Origin of the sequence: Spartinivicinus ruber (assembly GCF_011009015.1) — a bacterium.
GTDB lineage: Bacteria > Pseudomonadota > Gammaproteobacteria > Pseudomonadales > Zooshikellaceae > Spartinivicinus > Spartinivicinus ruber.
The window spans coordinates 2,811,399-2,830,497 of sequence record NZ_CP048878.1; the positions used below are offsets into that span (position 1 = coordinate 2,811,399).

15 protein-coding genes are annotated in these 19,099 nt (G+C 42.6%); 9 read left to right on the forward strand and 6 right to left on the reverse strand.

The window, feature by feature from the left end; genetic code table 11:
- Positions 1-3 precede the first annotated feature (3 nt).
- Positions 4-4,824, reverse strand: a complete 4,821-nt coding sequence (locus G4Y78_RS13395; RefSeq protein WP_163833496.1) for an NAD-glutamate dehydrogenase — start codon at positions 4,822-4,824, stop codon at positions 4-6.
- Positions 4,825-5,235: 411 nt separating this feature from the next.
- On the opposite strand from G4Y78_RS13395, the gene G4Y78_RS13400 reads away from it, so the two are divergent.
- The 5 genes from G4Y78_RS13400 (at position 5,236) to G4Y78_RS13420 (ending at position 9,789) form a co-directional block, all read left to right on the forward strand.
- Positions 5,236-6,231, forward strand: coding sequence for a GlxA family transcriptional regulator (locus G4Y78_RS13400; RefSeq protein ID WP_163833497.1), 996 nt, complete (start codon positions 5,236-5,238; stop codon positions 6,229-6,231).
- A gap of 390 nt (positions 6,232-6,621) precedes the next feature.
- Positions 6,622-7,392: an ABC transporter ATP-binding protein gene (locus tag G4Y78_RS13405; protein ID WP_163833498.1), complete on the forward strand. Its 771-nt coding sequence runs from the start codon at positions 6,622-6,624 to the stop codon at positions 7,390-7,392.
- A gap of 80 nt (positions 7,393-7,472) precedes the next feature.
- Positions 7,473-8,249, forward strand: a complete 777-nt coding sequence (locus G4Y78_RS13410) for an ABC transporter substrate-binding protein (RefSeq protein ID WP_163833499.1) — start codon at positions 7,473-7,475, stop codon at positions 8,247-8,249.
- 137 nt (positions 8,250-8,386) lie between these two features.
- The gene (locus G4Y78_RS13415; protein WP_163833500.1) at positions 8,387-9,100 is read left to right on the forward strand and encodes an ABC transporter permease; all 714 of its coding nucleotides are present in this window, start codon (positions 8,387-8,389) and stop codon (positions 9,098-9,100) included.
- Positions 9,100-9,789 carry an ABC transporter permease gene (locus G4Y78_RS13420; RefSeq protein WP_163833501.1) on the forward strand — a complete coding sequence of 230 codons (690 nt, stop codon included), beginning with the start codon at positions 9,100-9,102 and terminating at the stop codon, positions 9,787-9,789. The genes G4Y78_RS13415 and G4Y78_RS13420 overlap by 1 nt, the downstream gene beginning before the upstream one ends.
- 113 nt (positions 9,790-9,902) lie before the next feature.
- On the opposite strand, the gene G4Y78_RS13425 is transcribed toward G4Y78_RS13420, so the two are convergent.
- Complete coding sequence (locus tag G4Y78_RS13425; RefSeq protein ID WP_163833502.1) at positions 9,903-10,391, reverse strand: DUF411 domain-containing protein; 489 nt, start codon at positions 10,389-10,391, stop codon at positions 9,903-9,905.
- A 771-nt stretch (positions 10,392-11,162) separates the two neighbouring features.
- Here G4Y78_RS13425 and G4Y78_RS13430 point away from each other — a divergent pair.
- The 3 genes from G4Y78_RS13430 to G4Y78_RS13440 all read left to right on the forward strand — a co-directional run bounded on the left by G4Y78_RS13430 (position 11,163) and on the right by G4Y78_RS13440 (position 13,981).
- Positions 11,163-11,762, forward strand: a complete 600-nt coding sequence (locus G4Y78_RS13430; RefSeq protein WP_163833503.1) for a DUF1326 domain-containing protein — start codon at positions 11,163-11,165, stop codon at positions 11,760-11,762.
- A gap of 130 nt (positions 11,763-11,892) precedes the next feature.
- The gene (locus tag G4Y78_RS13435) at positions 11,893-12,663 is read left to right on the forward strand and encodes a DUF2182 domain-containing protein (protein WP_163833504.1); all 771 of its coding nucleotides are present in this window, start codon (positions 11,893-11,895) and stop codon (positions 12,661-12,663) included.
- A 55-nt stretch (positions 12,664-12,718) separates the two neighbouring features.
- Positions 12,719-13,981, forward strand: coding sequence for an MFS transporter (locus G4Y78_RS13440; RefSeq protein WP_222937700.1), 1,263 nt, complete (start codon positions 12,719-12,721; stop codon positions 13,979-13,981).
- Here the strand turns inward: G4Y78_RS13440 and G4Y78_RS13445 are convergent.
- The 3 genes from G4Y78_RS13445 to bufA2 all read right to left on the reverse strand — a co-directional run bounded on the left by G4Y78_RS13445 (position 13,961) and on the right by bufA2 (position 16,182).
- Complete coding sequence (locus tag G4Y78_RS13445) at positions 13,961-14,740, reverse strand: HvfC/BufC N-terminal domain-containing protein (RefSeq protein ID WP_163833505.1); 780 nt, start codon at positions 14,738-14,740, stop codon at positions 13,961-13,963. The two genes, G4Y78_RS13440 and G4Y78_RS13445, sit on opposite strands and share 21 nt — an antisense overlap.
- A 7-nt stretch (positions 14,741-14,747) precedes the next feature.
- Positions 14,748-15,620 carry an MNIO family bufferin maturase gene (gene bufB, locus G4Y78_RS13450; RefSeq protein ID WP_163833506.1) on the reverse strand — a complete coding sequence of 291 codons (873 nt, stop codon included), beginning with the start codon at positions 15,618-15,620 and terminating at the stop codon, positions 14,748-14,750.
- Positions 15,621-15,714: 94 nt separating this feature from the next.
- Positions 15,715-16,182, reverse strand: a complete 468-nt coding sequence (gene bufA2 / locus G4Y78_RS13455) for a BufA2 family periplasmic bufferin-type metallophore (protein WP_163833507.1) — start codon at positions 16,180-16,182, stop codon at positions 15,715-15,717.
- A gap of 421 nt (positions 16,183-16,603) precedes the next feature.
- Here bufA2 and G4Y78_RS13460 point away from each other — a divergent pair, with 421 nt between their 5' ends.
- The gene (locus G4Y78_RS13460; RefSeq protein ID WP_163833508.1) at positions 16,604-16,828 is read left to right on the forward strand and encodes a cell division protein ZapB; all 225 of its coding nucleotides are present in this window, start codon (positions 16,604-16,606) and stop codon (positions 16,826-16,828) included.
- A 25-nt stretch (positions 16,829-16,853) separates the two neighbouring features.
- Here the strand turns inward: G4Y78_RS13460 and G4Y78_RS13465 are convergent, their stop codons facing one another.
- The gene (locus G4Y78_RS13465; protein ID WP_163833509.1) at positions 16,854-18,977 is read right to left on the reverse strand and encodes a methyl-accepting chemotaxis protein; all 2,124 of its coding nucleotides are present in this window, start codon (positions 18,975-18,977) and stop codon (positions 16,854-16,856) included.
- Positions 18,978-19,099: the final 122 nt, after the last annotated feature.

Sequence of the window (19,099 nt, forward strand, 5' to 3'; positions counted from 1 at the left end):
TTTTTAAGTCAGCCGACGGATTTCTTTCACGGCTACCGATAACATGGCTAGGTCTTGCTGGGTTGCAGCCTGCATTTCTGTCACCAGTGACTGGCTATGTTTGAGACGAGCCACATTCGTGTTATGCCAGCAATTCAGCCGCTCACTTGGTTTAGTGACTGCATCTGTTTGTAGTATGAGCTGAACACACACTTGCCGTAAGGCCAGTTCTAGCTCATCAGCCAATGTAATCCGGGCCTTGCGTTGCCATAGGTTACGTTGGGGCAGGGCGTTGATGCTTTGCCGGAACCAGGACAGGTTTAGTTGGTTATCTAAGGCAAAGTACAGTGAGGCTACGGTGTTAACCTGCTCTCCCTGCATCAGAGCAACGGCAACGATATCCAGACCATTGTATAAATAGCGGCTGGTCGCGAGTGATGAAGCTAAGTCAGCAGGCACACCACTTTCCGTATAATGGTTGAGCAGTTGGCTAAAGTGTTTGGAGTTACTACCAATCAGTACCTTAGGCAATATTTCAACAACGTTATTTAGTGGCTCGCGGTATTTTTCAACCACTTTATTGATGGGCATTGGCCAGCTTTCATGGCGTAGCAGCCAGACAGTGACTTTTTCTGCCACTTCTTGCAGACCTTGGAATAAATCATTCAATACTGGATGGCTTAGGCTGGTTTGTAAGCTATCGACAGCTCGCCAAAGGTTATCCAGTTTAAGGATGGCGTTGGCAGCCATGTAGGCCCGAACGATGTCAGCTGAACTACTGTTGATTTGCTCTTGCACTCGCAGACAGAAAGTAGGTCCCATCCGGTTAACCATTAAGTTGGTTAAATGAGTGGCAATAATTTCTGATTTCAGCGGGTGGCTACCCAAAGCTTGCTTGCATTGAGTCACTAATGGCTTAGGAAAATACTCCATCAGTATTTGACGGAGGTCTTTATCTGCACTGATATCTGAAGCGACTAATTCATCGTGGAGGTTTATTTTGCTGTAAGCCAGCAATACGCTTTGTTCAGGGCGATAAAAGCCTTGGTGGTTTTGTTGTCGTTCTGCAATTTGCTCATCGTTTGGTAGAAACTCCAGCTTTCGCTTTAACCGCTTTTGCTTTTCCAGCTGATGAATCAGCTGTGTATGCTCAGGTAGTAACTCTGTGGCGAATTGATTAGTAATACTGAGGATTTGGCTTTGCTGATAATTGTGTTTTAACACTAGCTCAGCTACTTCATCGGTCATTTCGGCCAACAGCTGGTTGCGTTGTTTGATTGTCATGTCACCATTTTCAACAACTTGGCTAATGGCAATCTTGATATTGACCTCGTGGTCTGAAGAGTCAACACCAGCAGAGTTATCGATCGCGTCGGTCGTAATGAAACCACCATATTGAGCAAACTCAACTCGAGCCAGTTGGGTTAAGCCAAGATTGCCCCCTTCACCAATGACTTTGCAGCGAAGCTGATTGGCATTGACCCGTAGAGCATCATTAGCACGGTCACCCACATCGGTATCAGTCTCAGCACTGGCTTTCGCATAGGTGCCTATGCCACCATTCCATAGCAAATCAACCGGGGCTTTTAAAATAGCTTTAATTAATTCGTTTGGGGTTAAGGTCGATTTTTTTACCCCTAATGCTTGCTGGGCTTCAGCGGATATGGTGAGCTGTTTTGCTGACCGCTCGAAAATACCACCACCTTTGGACAGCAAGCTCTGGTCGTAATCCATCCAGCTGGAGCGAGGCTGCTTAAATAGTCGTTGTCGCTCGGCAAAGCTACTTGTTGCCGAGGGATTAGGGTCGATAAAAATATGCATATGGTTAAAGGCAGCGACTAAACGAATATGCTCAGATAACAACATCCCGTTACCAAAGACGTCGCCCCCCATGTCACCAATACCCACACAGGTAAAATCCTGCTGTTGAGTATTTAAGCCCTGTTCAAGGAAGAGTCGCTTAACGGACTCCCAAGCACCCCGGGCAGTGATACCCATCTTCTTGTGGTCATAACCGTTGCTACCTCCGGAAGCAAATGCATCGCCTAACCAGAACCCATAGTCATTGGCTATTTGGTTGGCAATATCTGAAAAGGTAGCGGTGCCTTTATCGGCAGCCACGACTAAGTATGGATCATCTGGGTCATGGCGAATCACCCGGTTGGGTGGCGTTACCTGGTTGTGGACCAGGTTATCCGTAATATCCAATAGGCCAGAAATAAAAGTGGTGTAACAACGTATGACTTCTTGCTGAATAGTATCTCGATCAGTGGCTTCTGGAAGTTGTTTGGCAACAAAGCCACCTTTAGCGCCTGCTGGAACAATTACGGCATTTTTAACCATTTGTGCTTTGACTAAACCAAGAATTTCTGTCCGGAAATCCTCTTTGCGATCTGACCAGCGCAACCCGCCTCTGGCGACCTTGCCGCCTCGCATATGAACCCCTTCTACCCAGGGTGAGTAAACAAAAATCTCAAACATGGGGCGTGGCTGAGGCGCAATCGGAATTTTCTTGGGCTTCAGCTTGAATGACAGGTAATTTTTTGGCAGATGGTCATTACCCAGTTGGTAATAGTTGGTCCGCTGCATCGCCTGGATAACACTCAGGTAATGGCGCAGAATACGATCTTCATCTAAATTGCTGACGGAGCTAAGGGATTGCTCAATGTTATTTTGCAGTTGCTCGATACGAGTTGCTCGTTCTTCGTCCTGGTGGTAAGGGTCAAACTTCCAACTAAACAGCTCGGCTAGTAACCGGGTAATAACGGCATTTCGAGCCAGGGTTTGCTCCATATAGGCCTGGCTGAAAGGTACCTTAATCTGTAATAGATATTTGCATACTGCACGAAGCATTACTGCTTTACGGCATTTCAGCCCAGCAGCTACTACCAGCTTATTGAAGCCATCGTTTTCAATGGCACCGGTATAAGCTTTAACAAAGGTATCTTGGAATTCATCCTTACAGCTAGGAACATCCAGATCCACTGCGCTGTCAGTAGCAATATCAAAATCAATAATCCAGGCTGGCTCATGCTCTTGTGGGGTGATGGTATAAGGGCGTGCAGATAATACCCGTACTCCCATTTGTTCAAGGATCGGCAATACATCCGATAAAGCTAAGGTTTGGCCGCGGCCAATGACTTTAAAGTGTAAGTTGCCAAAACTACCTTGAGGGCGATACAAATAAGTGGATAAGGGGTGGTTATCATCGAGCTGTTCGATTCGTAGTATATCCACTAAGGCTTGGGTGGTGGCAAAGTCGTCCCGGTAAGCTGCGGGAAATGCTTGCTGATAACTTTTGTAGATGCGATTGGCTTCAGCCTCTCCAAGTTTTTCTCGAAGAGCAATTTTGACATTATCCACCCAGGACAGCATGGCCCGAGTCATTTGGCTTTCAATTTCTTCCGTGTTGTATTGGATTTCCTGGGCGTTTTCGCAGTGGATAGTAAACTGCACTCGAGCAGAGATTTGCTCAGAAAACTGCACATTAAACTCAACACTGTGGCCATTGAAAATTTTCAGCAATAAATTTTGCATTTTTACCCGTAGCTCGGTGTTATACCGGTCACGAGGCACATAGACAATAGCGGTAATAAAACGGCCATAAATGTCAGGCCGAATAAAAGCCCGTAACTGACGTCTTTCCTGAGTTTCCAGAATACCGAGCACGGTGTCTTCCAACTGCTGGAAGTTTGCCTGCATCATTTCGTCGCGGGGGTAATGGTTGAGGATATTGCGTAGGGTTTTGCCTTTATGGCTATTTAGCGGGATATTAGCTTTATCCAGAATCTGCGCTGCTTTTCTTCGTAATAATGGAATCTCAGAGTAGGGGGTTGTATAAGCCGTTGAGGAATAAAGCCCAAAGAAGCGCCACTCGCCAATCACCTTACCGGTTTGGTCGTAGCGTTTAATTCCAATGTAATCCAAATGAGCAGGGCGATGTACCGTGGACCGGCTAATAGATTTTGTGAGCACTAACAAAGAGGGCTCCAGTAGTCGCTCAGCCATGTAAGGCGACAACTTAAGTACTTTAGGTGTATCTTCACCCAAAGAGCGGAAGGTGCCTAAACTAGATGCAGTATCAAGGGTTAAAGAACAACTGCCATCTTGAGGGTCACAGCTTAGTTGATAAGCGCGAAATCCTAAAAACGTAAAGTGGTGGGCGGCCACCCAGTGTAAGAAGTCTAGCTCTTCAGCTAGGTCTTCTGCTGATACAGGTAATTGAGCTTGTTCGGTACTCTGAATGGCTTCTTTTAATTTATCGACCATTGCTGGCCAGTCAGTCACTGCTTGGCGCACATCGCTCAGGGTTTGATGAATTTGTTCAACAATTTCTGCTAGTTTACTTTCATCGCTTTCCCGTTCGATTTCAAAGCGCATGACGGCTTCTGTTGTAGTAATTGCAGTATCGCGTCGAGGTAAAACTGTCTGCAGTTCTCCTTCACTGCTTCGGCTGATAGCAATTACTGGATGGGTGATTATTTCGATGGAGCAATTCAGTCGATTCAAGGCCATTGAAATAGACGACACTAAAAATGGCATGTCATCAGTGATAATTTCCACAATGGTATGACGTGATTCCCAGCCATGGTCTTCAAACGTCGGATTGAATGCCCTTATTAAGGGAGCCCCTGGTGCTTTGTGTTGCAGGTAATCCCACAGGGACAATACACTGCTACTAAGGCCTTCAAAAGGCAGCTTAATAATTTCTTTAGTAATACTTTCGGCCAAAAACTGTTTGGCAAATTCAATTGCTGCCGGTTGGGTATGAGAAGGCAGGCGTTCTTGAATAACAGCAACGACTTTGGCGATCGTGTCTTGTTTTTTTGTTGTTACACTACTCATGACTGGGTCTTTTAATACCACGAATGAATTATGTTGTTACCTAAAATGGTGGCAACTTAACAATAGCGTCGACCGTTTTAGGCTATTAAATTATGGTGTAAAGCAAGCGATAACGATAGATGTTCAATATTAAGAAAGCGACCTTGACTTTAAAAGGCCTGACATTTTTTCTTTTTTGGTAAGCTTGTGTACTCCTTTGATCTGGCTATAATTGGCGCACTAGTCTCTTAGTGAACACTTTGGGGTGTCGCAAATTTTAAAACCAGGTAGTGCGCATGTGAGTAGTGTTCATTCGAAAAGTGACCTGGGCTACAAACATAATTCAGCATAACGCTGTTACGAGCATGGCTAATCACTGGGTAGTTATGTCAGTGCTTGTAATCAAGTGTAGTATTTTAAGGCTTTGAATGGATGGTCGTCACGGATTTAGCCACTATTAATAAAACCAATCAACCATTACAGTTTGGCTTTTTACTCTTGCCGAACTTTTCTCTCATTGGCTTTTCTTCCGCTATCGAACCTTTACGCATGGCAAACTGGGTGAGTGGCGATAACCTTTATGAAACATTTACCATCTGTGCAGAGGGCTCGGCGGTGGCTAGTAGCTGTGGTGCCACTGTTCAGGTGGATATTGCACTAGAGGAGATTCCCCCATTAGATGCGGTGTTTGTGGTAGGAGCTAGCCCGGTTGCCCGCACGGGTAACGAGTCTGTCATTGCTTGGCTAAGACAGCAGGATAAAAATCAGCAGATTGCCCTAGGGGGGATTGGTACAGGCAGCTATTTACTGGCCTGTGCAGGATTGCTGGATGGTTATCGAGCCACGATTCATTGGTGGGATATTGCCAGCTTACGAGAAGAGTTTCCCCAGACAATTGTTTCTAATCATTTATTTGAAATTGATAGTAACCGGTTTACTTGCAGTGGTGGTACAGCGGCAATGGATATGATGTTATTTTTAATTGGCAAACATCATGGGTTGGAACTGGCCTCGGCAATTTCAGAGCAGTTTGTTTGTGAGCGGATTCGTCCAGGCGAGGATCCGCAACGTGCTCCATTAAAAGTGCGGATTGGTACCAGTCATAGTAAGCTGGTTGAAGCTGTGGCGTTGATGGAAGCTAATATTGAAGAACCGCTTAGCACCGATGACCTGGCTTTTCATGTGGGGGTTTCCCGACGGCATTTAGAGCGTCTGTTTAAAAAACACTTACAAAGTGTCCCTTCAAAATACTATTTACAGCTGCGTTTAGAGCGCGCCAGACAGCTATTACAGCAAACCGATAAAGCTATTGCTCAGGTGGGGTTAAGTTGTGGCTTTGCTACGGCGTCCCACTTTAGTACGACCTACCGGGGCCACTTTGGGGTAACACCTCGCCAAGAAAGACAACAGTTATTGAATGAGAAATAAGGAAGTTGTATTCACTTTTGTTAAGGTGAAAAATGTCATATTTTGAAAACTTTTTAGGCAGCTTTGCTCAAAATGGTCGCCAGATTAAAACTTTTTGGCCAAATACCGACATTCTTTGCTGAAATATTTTGGTAATGTGGATGACAGGGCAAGGTCTAAACGGTTAGCATCTCCCTACTTGGATTGCTTCAAACAGGTCGTTTACTTGTTTAAATTAGGCAGAGGGGAGAACAATATTACAGCTAATATAATAATGATAACGATAAAAAAATAATAATTTAATCAAATACATTAACAGTAGCGCACCAACCGATTATGATGTGTTAGCTCATTTGTAGTATTAGTGAAGTGTATAGTGGAGTTGTGTCCCAGGGGCGCGAGAAAATAATAATGTCAGAGATACCCGCATTAGAATTAACCGATATTCATAAACATTTTGGCAAAGCTGAGGTGTTAAAAGGGGTTTCACTTACTGCCCGTAAAGGCGATGTGATTTCCATGATAGGCTCATCTGGTTCAGGAAAAAGTACTTTTTTGCGCTGTATTAATATGCTGGAAATTCCAACTGCGGGCGAGATTAAAGTGCATGGTGAGCCCATTGCGATGAAAATTGGGCGCAATAAGCAACGAGTGCCTGCTGATATGCGACAGGTAGAACGCATTCGTTCACGTTTATCCATGGTATTTCAAAGTTTTAATTTATGGTCTCACATGACCATTCTTGACAACATCATTGAGGCGCCAATCCGGGTGCTGAAATTGTCTAAAGCTGAAGCGATAGAGCGAGCTGAAGCGTTACTTCATAAAGTCGGCATTTATCAACGCAAGGACTATTATCCCAGCCATTTATCCGGTGGTCAGCAACAGCGTGCGGCAATTGCGCGAGCATTGGCCATGGACCCTGAAGTGATGTTGTTTGATGAACCCACATCCGCACTTGATCCAGAACTGGTTGGAGAAGTGTTAAAAGTCATGCGGGGATTAGCAGAAGAGGGGCGAACAATGTTAATTGTTACCCATGAAATGGCTTTTGCTAAAGACGTGTGTAATCACGTGATGTTTTTACATCAAGGTACCATAGAAGAACAGGGCTCACCGGATGAGTTATTTAATCACCCGAAATCTGAGCGCTTAAAGCAATTTCTAGCGAGTAGTTACTAGCTTTCTTTGGGTCAAATGAGCTAGCAGATCATTAAATCACTGGCTAGGGTTAATAACAATAATTGAATGGGGGTTAAACCATGAAACCTTTAAAATTAATAGGAGCAGTATTACTGGCTGTTTGTGCAACAACGGCAACGGCTAAAGAGTGGAAAAATATCAGGATTGGCGTTGAGGGTGCTTATCCACCTTTTAGCTGGACGACCGAAACTGGTGAGCTAAAAGGCTTTGATATTGATATAGCTAATGCACTCTGTGATGCGATGAAAGCCAAATGTAAACTCGTCCCACAGGACTGGGATGGGATTATTCCAGCACTGCTTGCCCGTAAATATGATGCCATTATTGCATCCATGTCGATTACTGAAGAGCGTAAAAAGAAAGTCGCTTTTACCAATAAGTATTACCATGCACCAGTTAAGTTTATTCGCAAAAAAGGCTCTAATATTGAGGTGACAGAGGCAGGCTTAAAAGGCAAAACCATTGGTGTGCAACGTTCCACTGTATCAGACAAATATTTAACTGATAAATACGGTGATATGGTGAAAATCAAGCGTTATGGCACCCAAGATGAAGCTTATCTGGATATGAAAGCCGGTCGGTTAGATTTATTGCTGGGTGATATTATTCCACTGAACGAAGGCTTTTTGAAAAAAGGAAATGCCGATAAATTTGAGTTTGTGGGCCCCGATATTAACGATAAGCGTTGGTTTGGTGAAGGTATTGGGATTGCATTACGCAAAGGGGATAAAGACTTAAAAGAAAAACTAAATAAGGCGATTGAGCAAATCCGTAAAGATGGCACTTACGATAAAATTAGAACCCAGTATTTTGACTTTGATATTTATGGTGACTAACTAATAAAGCAAGCTGTTACTGTAAAAAGAGGTAATTTAAAAAGGGCACAACTTAACAATAATTAAGGTGCCCTTTATTATTTTACAGTCAAGAAAGTGCTTAAAGTCTTATTTTATTTGTGCATTGAGATAGTTGTATGGCGCAAGCAAGTGGCTCTCCACACCCAATTGAATATGCAGGCTCAATTCTGGACGGTGCCTTATTAACCATTGAGCTGGCATTATTATCCCTATTAATTGCCATTTTACTTGGCATGTTAGCTGCCTTAGGTAAACTTTCCAATAACTTGTTTGCCCGTTGGCTGGCTGGTATTTACACCACGGTGATTCGTGGTATACCTGAGCTAGTGTTAATGTTTTTGGTGTTTTATGGTGGCCAGTTATTAATTAATGAGTTGGCGGCCAGTGTAGGTTATGAAGATTATATCGATATTGATCCTTTTATTTCTGGGGTGATCACCATTGGCTTTATTTATGGAGCCTATATGGGAGAAACATTTCGAGGGGCAATTTTAGCCGTTGATCAAGGGCAGCTGGAAGCGGGCAGTGCTTATGGTATGACCCGCTGGCAGATTTTTCATCGAATATTATTTCCGCAAATGATGCGTCACGCTTTGCCAGGGTTGGGTAATAACTGGCTGGTTTTGTTAAAGGCAACCGCACTGGTTTCATTAATTGGCTTAGAAGATATGGTGAGGAAAGCGCATCTGGCCTCAGGTTCAACACAAGAGCCGTTTATCTTTTTCTTAGCGGTAGCGGTTATCTTCTTAATATTCACTTCCATATCGGTCGCGTTATTACAGTGGGCTGAAAACCATTATGGTGCTTGCGTGAAACGGGGGAGCCACTAATGGATTTTGATATCATTAAAGATAATTATCCGCAGCTATTGGAAGGGTTGCTCATTACAATTGAGCTGGTGTCGTTGTCGTTATTAATTGGTTTTATTTTAGCTGTGCCAATGGCGATGATGCGCAATGGTAAAGCACTTATACCACGCTGGTTTGCTTGGGGCTTTATTTATTTCTTTCGTGGTACGCCATTATTAGTGCAGTTGTACTTAATATATTATGGACTGGGTCAAGCCGAATGGATAAGAGATACATTTCTATGGAGTTTCTTCAAAGAAGCTTACCTGTGTGCCTTGTTGGCTTTTACGCTAAATACAGCAGCTTATACGGCTGAAATTTTACGTGGTGCGATTAATACCACTGATCGTGGAGAAATAGAAGCTGCGAAAGCCTATGGGATGACACCCTGGCAAACCTTTTACCGAATTGTATTTCCTAGTGCTTTTCGTCGAGCATTACCGGCGTATGGTAATGAGGTAATCTTTATGCTCCATGGCAGTGCCATTGCCAGTGCAGTGACTATTGTAGACTTAACCGGTGCAGCAAAATTAATTTATTCTACCTACTACAGCCCATTCGAAGCGTTCATTGCTGCGGGTGTACTGTATATGATAGTGACATTTGCCATTGTGGGTGGCTTTAAAATATTGGAAAGACGTTGGCATGCTCACTTAAGGCCAAGAACGTAAATCACTCACTAAGTGTATAAATAGTTAAAAAAGCCGTTACTTCTTTTATTTAGTAACGGCTTTTTTAGTTGATTAGAAAAAATAGTTTACGATGAATAACCTGCCATCATAAATCAGTGTTGCTGTTTGGCTGAATTGATTTGAGCATAGGTTTTAGTACTCCCATCTTTTAATAACATCACTACCTGATAAGGCATAAAGTTATTTTTAACCTCCATTCCTGGGCTGCCTACAGGCATTCCGGCAACACTAAGCCCAACGGCATTTTTAGGTTGCTCCTGTAAAAAGCGCTTGATGACTTTAGCGGGAATATGTCCTTCAAACACATAGCCTTGTTGGGAAACGGCTGTGTGACAAGAGCGGTGGTTGGGTGCGATAGCAAATTGGGTTTTAATCTCTGCTAAGGAATTAGTATTAATAACCTGAGTGGTAAATCCCGCTTGTTCGATATGATCCACCCACTTGGCACAGCAACCACATTGTGGGCTTTTATAAACCTGCAACAAGGTATTCAAGGTGGGTTTGTCTTGAGCAAAAGTGATTATGCTAAACAGCGACAAGCAAAAGATGACAGAGTGACGAAGAAAATAAATAATATTCATTACAAAAAAACCTTAACAATAATTGCGTGAAAACACGGTTTCCCTTCCCTGTAGAGGCTGTCTCAGAAGGGGGTAAAATAAGTTTAGTATTCGATATTGAATAGCCTGTTACTCTATATCCGCTAACTTAAGTGTCAGCATGCAGTAAAAAATAGTAGCTAAGCTCCAAGATTGAACACGGTTAGAGCTGGGTTAGCAGTATATAGGTGGGCGCAATAGTCGTTTTGGAAAAGCTGTAGTGAATTGAATAGTGAGTGTTGGATAGTAGGGTATTGATTCAGGTTGCTTAAACAAAGGAGGTTGATTAATTAGCCCTGTTATACTGGAGGCAACACAGGAACAGCAATCTAAACAATGGTTATCTATCGAGCTGGATCTTTTAGAGTGACTAGTGATTGGTTTTGATTGTGGCTCACATGTTTGACAACTGGCATGTGAACTAGAAAAGCCCAATAGCACTTGCCCCTGGTTGCAGTGACTTGCCTGTACAATAGACACCGCCATTAGCTGCCACACTACTGTTAGCAGTAACGTCGTTATCCATCGTTTAGTCTGCAACGCTTGCAACATTGTTACCAACCAGTTCTCTTACCAATCAATTTAAACCATTACTTTTATTAGCTTAACATAATCTTTATTTGTACAGTAGTATTGTGTATACAGATAATAGCTGTATAAGATGGTGATCTCTGATAGGTTCTAAACAAGTGTCAAATTGAGGGCACCTCTAAAAAAATAGAACGTTGATACTCATTAATTAAGGAAGATACGATGGGCTACAAACTGGAAGGTAAGCTACTCGAAGTTTGCGATTGTAATATTTTATGCCCTTGTTGGGTAGGGGAAGATCCTGATGGTGAAACCTGTAATACCATTATTGCCTGGCATATGGATAAAGGCGACATCAATGGTATTGATGTAACAGGACTAACCATAGCCGTTACTGCTCATATCCCTGGCAATATAATGGAAGGCAATTGGCGAGTAGTAATGTATGTGGATGAAAAAGCCACAAAAGAGCAGGAGAAAGCCTTACTTCAAGTGTATAAAGGTGAGTTGGGTGGTCCTGTTGCTGATTTAGTGCAATTAATTGGTGAAGTAGTGGCCGTTGAGCGCGCTAATATAGATTTTACGGTACATGACGGCAAAGGAACGATTCGTATCGGCAGTGATATCAGTGCGGACTTGCAACCCTTTGAAGGTCCAACAGGTAAGTCCACTTTATCAGACACTGTGTTTTCCACTGTTCCGGGTGCCCCAGCTTATGTTGGCAAAGCCTCTGATTATAAAATGAAACAACCCCTGCTTGGCCTGGATATTGATATGCAAGGTCATAATGCGATTCAAGGCCAGTTTTTATTTGAAGCTTAATTTTATTTATTCATCACTTTGCTATTTCCTTTGCTGTGTGTAGTACTTTTATGCAGGCAATGTGATGAATAACTTGTCGATATTTTTGATTTGTCAGCCAATGTCATAATTATTTTAAAAATATTATCAAATGAAAGCCATTAAATTTCAGCAGTCATTATTTGTACCGACAACGGTTGTATTAGTTATTGTTGCCTGGTTGGTGCTTTTTTGGTGGGAGCAGTCACCTTATAGTCATTATATATTACATGGCCCAACAGCTAGCCATGGGATGCATCATCATGGGCCAGTATCACCTGCCGTTGCTATGTACTTACTGGGTTGGATGTTAATGTGTATTGCCATGATGTTGCCGACTACTTTGCCTTTAATTCGGTTATTTCATCGAATTGCCGCTGCTCGAACGGATCGCTGGTTATTGGTGAGTTTATTAATATTCGGTTATTTACTCGTATGGCTATTGTTTGGGGTTGTCGTACATCTGGCCCAGTGGGCAATTACGCAGTATTTATTTGGGCATAGTGGTATGAGAGAAAATGCCTGGTTGTTTAGTGCAGGGTTACTAATAACTGCCGGTGCTTTTCAATTTAGCCAATTGAAATATAAATGCTTAGACAAGTGTCGTACACCATTGAGTTTTGTAATGAGCTATTGGCGGGGTAGTCATTATTATCGTCAGGCTTGGTTATTAGGCTTACACCATGGCTTGTATTGCGTGGGATGTTGTTGGGCATTAATGTTACTGATGTTTGCTGTCGGTACTGGCAGTGTTGCTTGGATGCTGTTGCTAGGCGCTATCATGGCGATTGAGAAAAATGTCAGCTGGGGTAAGCTCATTGCTAAACCTGTCGGAACTATTTTATTGCTATGGGGCAGTGGGTTAATCATACAAAATATTTAAAATAACCCTTTGCTGTGAGGTTTTACTGCCTTGTCTTTACATCTAAAAATGATTCATGAAACTGGATGTTAACACTATGTTTGAACAACGGATGGCTACCTCCAATATGATTGCTTCTAAATGGACAGCCATTGCTATTTTGGTGGCCTGTGAAGTTTTAGCATTAACCTTATGGTTTTCAGCCACAGCGGTCGTCCCGGTCTTGAGAGAAGAATATCAGCTGGCTAGCTGGCAGGCGTCACTGTTTAGTAGCAGTGTGGCGATAGGCTTTGTCATGGGGACTGTGGCCAGTGCCTTGTTGGGGTTGGCTGACCGTGTAGATCCCAGACAGTTTTTTTCGATAGCGGCTTTTGTTGCGGCGGGTGTTAATGGAGCAATTTTATTGCTGGAACCTACCTCCTGGCTGGTAATTATCTGTCGTCTAGCCACGGGTGTTTGTATGGCTGGGTTATATCCTGTAGGCATGAAAATAGCGGCAAGCTGGGCAGAAAAAGATACTGGGCTGTTAATTGGTCTGTTAGTGGGCGCTTTAACGTTAGGCTCTGCTTGCCCTCATTTATTTAATGCACTAGGCGGTATCGATTGGCAGTTGACAATTCAATTATCGTCTATTTGTGCCTTACTAGCAGGTGGTTTAATTCATTTGGTAGGACTTGGGCCCCAACATAGTATGGCCTCATCATTTAATTGGGCTTTGGTTCTACAGGCATGGAAAAATAAACCACTACGGCTAGCTAATTTAGGCTATTTTGGGCATATGTGGGAGCTGTATGCCATGTGGGCTTGGATAGGGGTATTTTTTCATGCTAGTTTTGCACAATCCGGATGGTTGGAAACTGAATCGACTTTTTACGCTAACCTTGCCACTTTCTTGGTGATAGCTGCAGGTGCTATTGGTTGTTTGTGTGGAGGATTATTTGCCGATAAATTGGGCCGAACCACACTGACTATGTTAGCCATGGCAGTAAGTGGCAGTTGTGCCTTAGTGGTTGGTTTTTTATTTGGAGGTAACCCTTGGCTATTAACCATCATTTGTCTTATTTGGGGGATATCTATTGTTGCTGATTCGGCTCAATTTTCATCTTGTGTCGTAGAATTATCCCAGCCTACGTATAAAGGTACCATGTTAACTATTCAAACCTCTATTGGCTTTTTACTAACTTTGGTTACCATTCATTTAATTCCCATCTGGGTGCAACAGGTTGGTTGGCAGTATGCATTTGGGTTGTTAGCAATTGGACCATTTTTAGGCGTGGTAGCCATGTGGCGATTACGATTACATCCCGATTCAGTAAAATTAGCTCATGGTAAACGCTAATAAACCTCTTTCAATCCAACTCAATAAATAATTTACGATCAACTGGCTGGTATTTTCAGTGGAGTGGTTGGTTAATAAAGTTTCGCACATAACCGCTAGGGGATTACCTTTTAAAGCGAGGCAGATCAATTGATACTCTTCACTGGTTAGGGACTGGAATTCCGTTAACCGCTCGTTATTACGCCAAATAATCCAGTATGCTTGGCCTTCGGCTGTAGTAGGAGGTGTTTTACTAACTTTGAGGGCCTGCCATACTTCAACTGTATTCCAGTTAGTGGTGAATAATTGCATACTGGGATGGAATTTCAAGTGTAAACTGGGCCACTGATCAACAGGTAGCCTAGTTAATTGGTCCTGGGTCATGCGTGTAGCGTCGGCTGCATCAAATGCCGTTAGCAACAGTCGCTCAAATGCGGCTAGCTCGCTGATAATAGGGTAGTTATTAAAAGGCGAGGTTATTGCTAAATAGCGGGGGAGTGAGTCTGCAAACTGGCGAAGTGACGTATATTTAGAAACATGGGTGTTAAGGTAACCATCCACCATTTCATCGAATAAGTTATCACCTAAATAGATACCTAATATTTCATGGTCAGTTTCAATGGTTTTTTTTAGTCGTACTCGGTAAGCATTGCGGTAAATATTCAGGCGAGTATCGATAGCAATATTACCCTGACTCACGATGTGATCGCTAATACAGGTATTGCCTTTTAATAAGTAATCCAGTAATTGCTGTTGGCGAACAGCTAGTAGTGTATCCATGACCGATTTAATTAATAAGTGCAACAGGCTCGAAAGGAGCTTTTTGTTCACTGTTTGCTAAGTCCAAGACATCATCAGCAATTTTCTTGGCAACAGTCAACTCTGCTAACAACTCAGCTAATGGGGGGATGTGATCATCACGCTCAATCATAGTACTTACAGCACCAAAACGGTGTAAGGCTTTTTGATAAAGCGACCAAACTGGATCACAAATGTCGTGATCATGAGTGTCGATTACATAATCGCCATAATCTGTATGACCCGCTAAATGAAACTGTCGTACACGTTGTGGATCAATATGATATAAATAATCGTTGGCGGAAAAACCATGATTACGGGCACTCACATAGATATTATTAATATCCAACAGCATGTAACAGTCAGCTCTAGCTACCACTTCTTGATAAAATTCCCATTCTGACATTTCGGAGTCTTGATAGGAAAGGTAACTCGATACATTTTCAAGCAGAATTTGTCTGCCTAAAAAATCCTGCACTTGCTGTATTCTTGTCACTACATGATCAATAGCTTCCTGAGTATAGGGCAGGGGCAGCAGATCATGGCTATTGATGTGGTTAACCCCTGTCCAACATAAATGATCAGATACCCACACTGGCTCTACTTCGTTAATAAGCACTTTTAACTTTTTTAAGTAATTAAAATCTAGCGGGTCGGTTGAGCCAATAGATAAAGAAACACCATGCATGACCATGGGGTATTGCTCACGAATCTTATGTAAGTAATACTTGGGCTTACCCCCTGCCACCATAAAGTTTTCAGAGATAATTTCAAACCAGTCAACCTGGGGCTGAAAATCGATAATGTCTTGAAAGTGGTTGGTTCTCAACCCTAAACCAAAACCAAGAAAGTGTTGATTCATATTTTGTAATTATTGTTTGCTGGTGTTGTATTTGTTGTAAACTGCACCTTCAGTATTCTAGCTGCCTGGAGTACTGAAGGTGTAGTTCAAAATATTAACCCACATTACCACCAATATCTTCACAAGACTTTTGGGTAGTTGAAACGAAGCCCTGACCTTTGCAAGTCGCTTGACCAGCACATGCATTATCAGCAGTTTTACAGTCATTATGACCTTTACAGAGATTAACCCCATAGCATTTGACTAAATCGGCTTTGTTCACTTTACTACGCCAGCTGTCTTTCACTTTGCCACCGACATCATTGCAGGCTTTAGTTGGCATTGCTACAAACCCTTGGCCTTTGCAAGCAGCTTGACCATTACAGGCATTATTGGCGGTTTTACAGTCGTTGTGACCACCACAGATATTTACCCCATAACAGTGTGCAAGATCTGTTTTGCCCGTCGCTGGAGGAGCTGCTGAGTGAGATGAGGTCTTGCTGGGGCCAGCACAACCACTAATCAGGCTGGCCGCTGCCATCGCAATAGCTACCCCGGTTAAAGTGCGTTTTGTCTGCTTCATTGTTGGTTTCCTTTCCTTTTATTCTCTTATTTGCCAGTAGGTGAGTACATGAAGTACATCTGCTGATGTAGAGTACTTCATGGTGGCTGTCCCTGTTAAATAGAATATGCACTATAAGACAAGGATGGAATTTAGCATGCGTCAAATAAAAAATTATTAGAGTTGTCCTTAAGCTGTTGTTTACTTTTTGATGGCAGTTATTTGATAAAAAATACGCAATAACATAGCCATGATGTAATGAGCTAAAGTCTGGCTGGTTTTTATACGACGACAGTTGATTGTTGAATGAGAGGGGATGTTTAAATTGTGGTATGTTTCAGTAAAGAATAAAATGACTAAGATAATCTTTAATTTTTTAACCTAGTCACACTATAATATAAAGTCTGTTACATTACTTTTAATAGATTGACTGAGAACCCTTATGTCTACAGATCATTTAGCTCGGCTTGAAGAGAAAATTCAACAGGTGGTTGATACCGTTAGTTTGCAACGGATGGAAATTGAAGAGTTGCGAGAAGAAAAAGCCCGCTTAGAAGAAGAAAATAATATTTTGAAGGAAGAAATGGGTCAGTGGAGCCAACGGGTTGGTTCTATTTTGGGCAAGCTGGATGCGATGGCTGAAGAGGCTGAAACAGAGGAAGCTTAATTTTCTCCTGTTTATACTGCAACTACTAGAAATTAAAGCGATTAATTTTATTTTGTAACTCCGTCGATAATCGGCTGAGCTTATCGCTTTCTTCACTGGCATTGTGTGCTCCGGTTGCTACTTCACCTGCTACATCGCTTATCGTGGTGATGTTGCGGGTGATGTCTTCGGAAACCGCATGTTGTTCCTCCGCAGCACTGGCAATTTGGGTGGCCATATCGGTGATTTGACTAATGGCATTCACCACCTGTTCTAATCGGCTGGCAGCAGTTTCAGCTTGAACCACACTCTCTTGAGTCATGGTTTGGCCTCTACTCATGGTTGATACGGCTGCTTCTGTTCTTTCCTGTAAGCTATTGATGGTTTGACGGATTTCATCAGTAGAACTCTGTGTGCGACTAGCCAAGGTCCTTACTTCATCAGCAACCACGGCAAAACCGCGGCCTTGCTCGCCTGCTCGGGCGGCTTCGATGGCAGCGTTGAGTGCCAGTAAATTGGTTTGCTCGGCAATGGAAATAATAACATCCAAGATTGAGCTAATATTTTCACTGTCCTCTTTTAATTGATTAATAACCTCTACTGCATCCTCGACTTCTACAGACAAGCGACGAATAGTATTCGCACTGTCATTAACAATGGACTGGCCTTCTTCAACAGAATGATTGGCATCATTCGCTGAATGAGCTGTTTGTGCTGCATTTTTAGCTACATCATTAGCAGTGGCGGACATTTCGTTAATGGCGGTTGCTACTTGGTCAATTTCTTCTCGCTGACGCTGGACTCCATTATTAGTGACTTCAGCAATGTTAGCACTTTGATTAGCTGAGCCGTTAACTTGCTCAATGGAATGTGCAACATCCTTGATCATAAGCTGAATTTTCTCAATAAATTGATTAACCCAATGGGCTAATGCTCCCACTTCATCAGCGCGTTTGACATTAATCCGATGGGTTAAATCACCTTCTTGAGAAGACAAGTCTTTAATTAAAGACACCACTTGTCGAATGGGTCTGGCGATAGAGATTGACACGCGCCACAGCAATAACAACGAGATAAGGGTGGCAAGCACACCAATGCCCATTTGCAAGAGTAAATTATTATTAAACAGCTTATGTAGGGTTTGCTCGAAAATATTGAGTTCAGCAAACACAACCGCTTTAGGCACATCAACGATCATGCCCCAATAGGTCTTGGTATTGCCAACACTAAACGGTTTAATTACTCGAATATTTTCTCCCGTCTCTTGAATACTGGTTTGACCGGACTGGATCAAACTAATAATTTTATCCCAGTCAGGTTGGCCAGCAACGGGCTGACCAATCTGGTCAGGGGTAGGGGTTGATGCGGCAACTATCCCTAAACTACTGAGAATAGTGACCTGTCCTTTAGCTTCATAAATCGATTTTTTGAGCTGTAAACTCATCTCTTGAAGAAAATTCATGGAGTAGTCGATACCGGTCATACCGACAAACTTACCCTCTACAATAATGGGGACGACAAATGAAGTTAATAGGGTCTGGGTACCTTGAATATCATAGCTGGCAGGATCAATAATACATTCACGCTTTTGGTCTTTAGGGCATAAATACCACTCACTTTGCCTAACGCCATTAGGCTGTTTGGTGGTGTTATAAAAACTACCTAATGGTCGACTGGCTAAATTACCCGCTGCATTACGATTCCAATAAGGGGCAAATTGCCCGGTATCTTTTTGTGAATGAGCCAATTCGTTCGTTTTAAAGTCAGTATCCTTGTTATCAAACTGGTTAGGTTCCCAGCCAGTATAGGCACCTAAAAAATCAGGGTTGTATTCGGTAATGCCCTTGAGCATGCTTGATACATGTTCTCGACTGTTTTCGGCTTGGTTAGTGAATTCAGAGGCTTTTAATGCTGCAAATGCTTGTGCCAGTGAGCGAGCTGCTACCATTGCTTTTTCCATGCGTGTAATCATTATGCCGGTTTGAGCACTGGCAATTGCATCCAATTTTTCTTTAGTAGCCGTTGAAATCAGTTCAGTCGAGTTTTCGGTGACTAGGGTTTCCACTTGCTTGCTGGAGATAAAACTGTAACCAACAATAGCAGCAATCGCTAAAATTAAGCAGAGACCAGAATAGATTAATACCTGTGAAGAAATTGATTTGAACTGCATTGCAAACAACTTTCAGTTAGGTAGGCGGTTAAGCTTGTCAGTTATTGATTGGTTTCAGCTGACAAGCACAAATAATTAATAGCAAACTAATATCGCAGTATGGCACATGTTTGACACTTTGC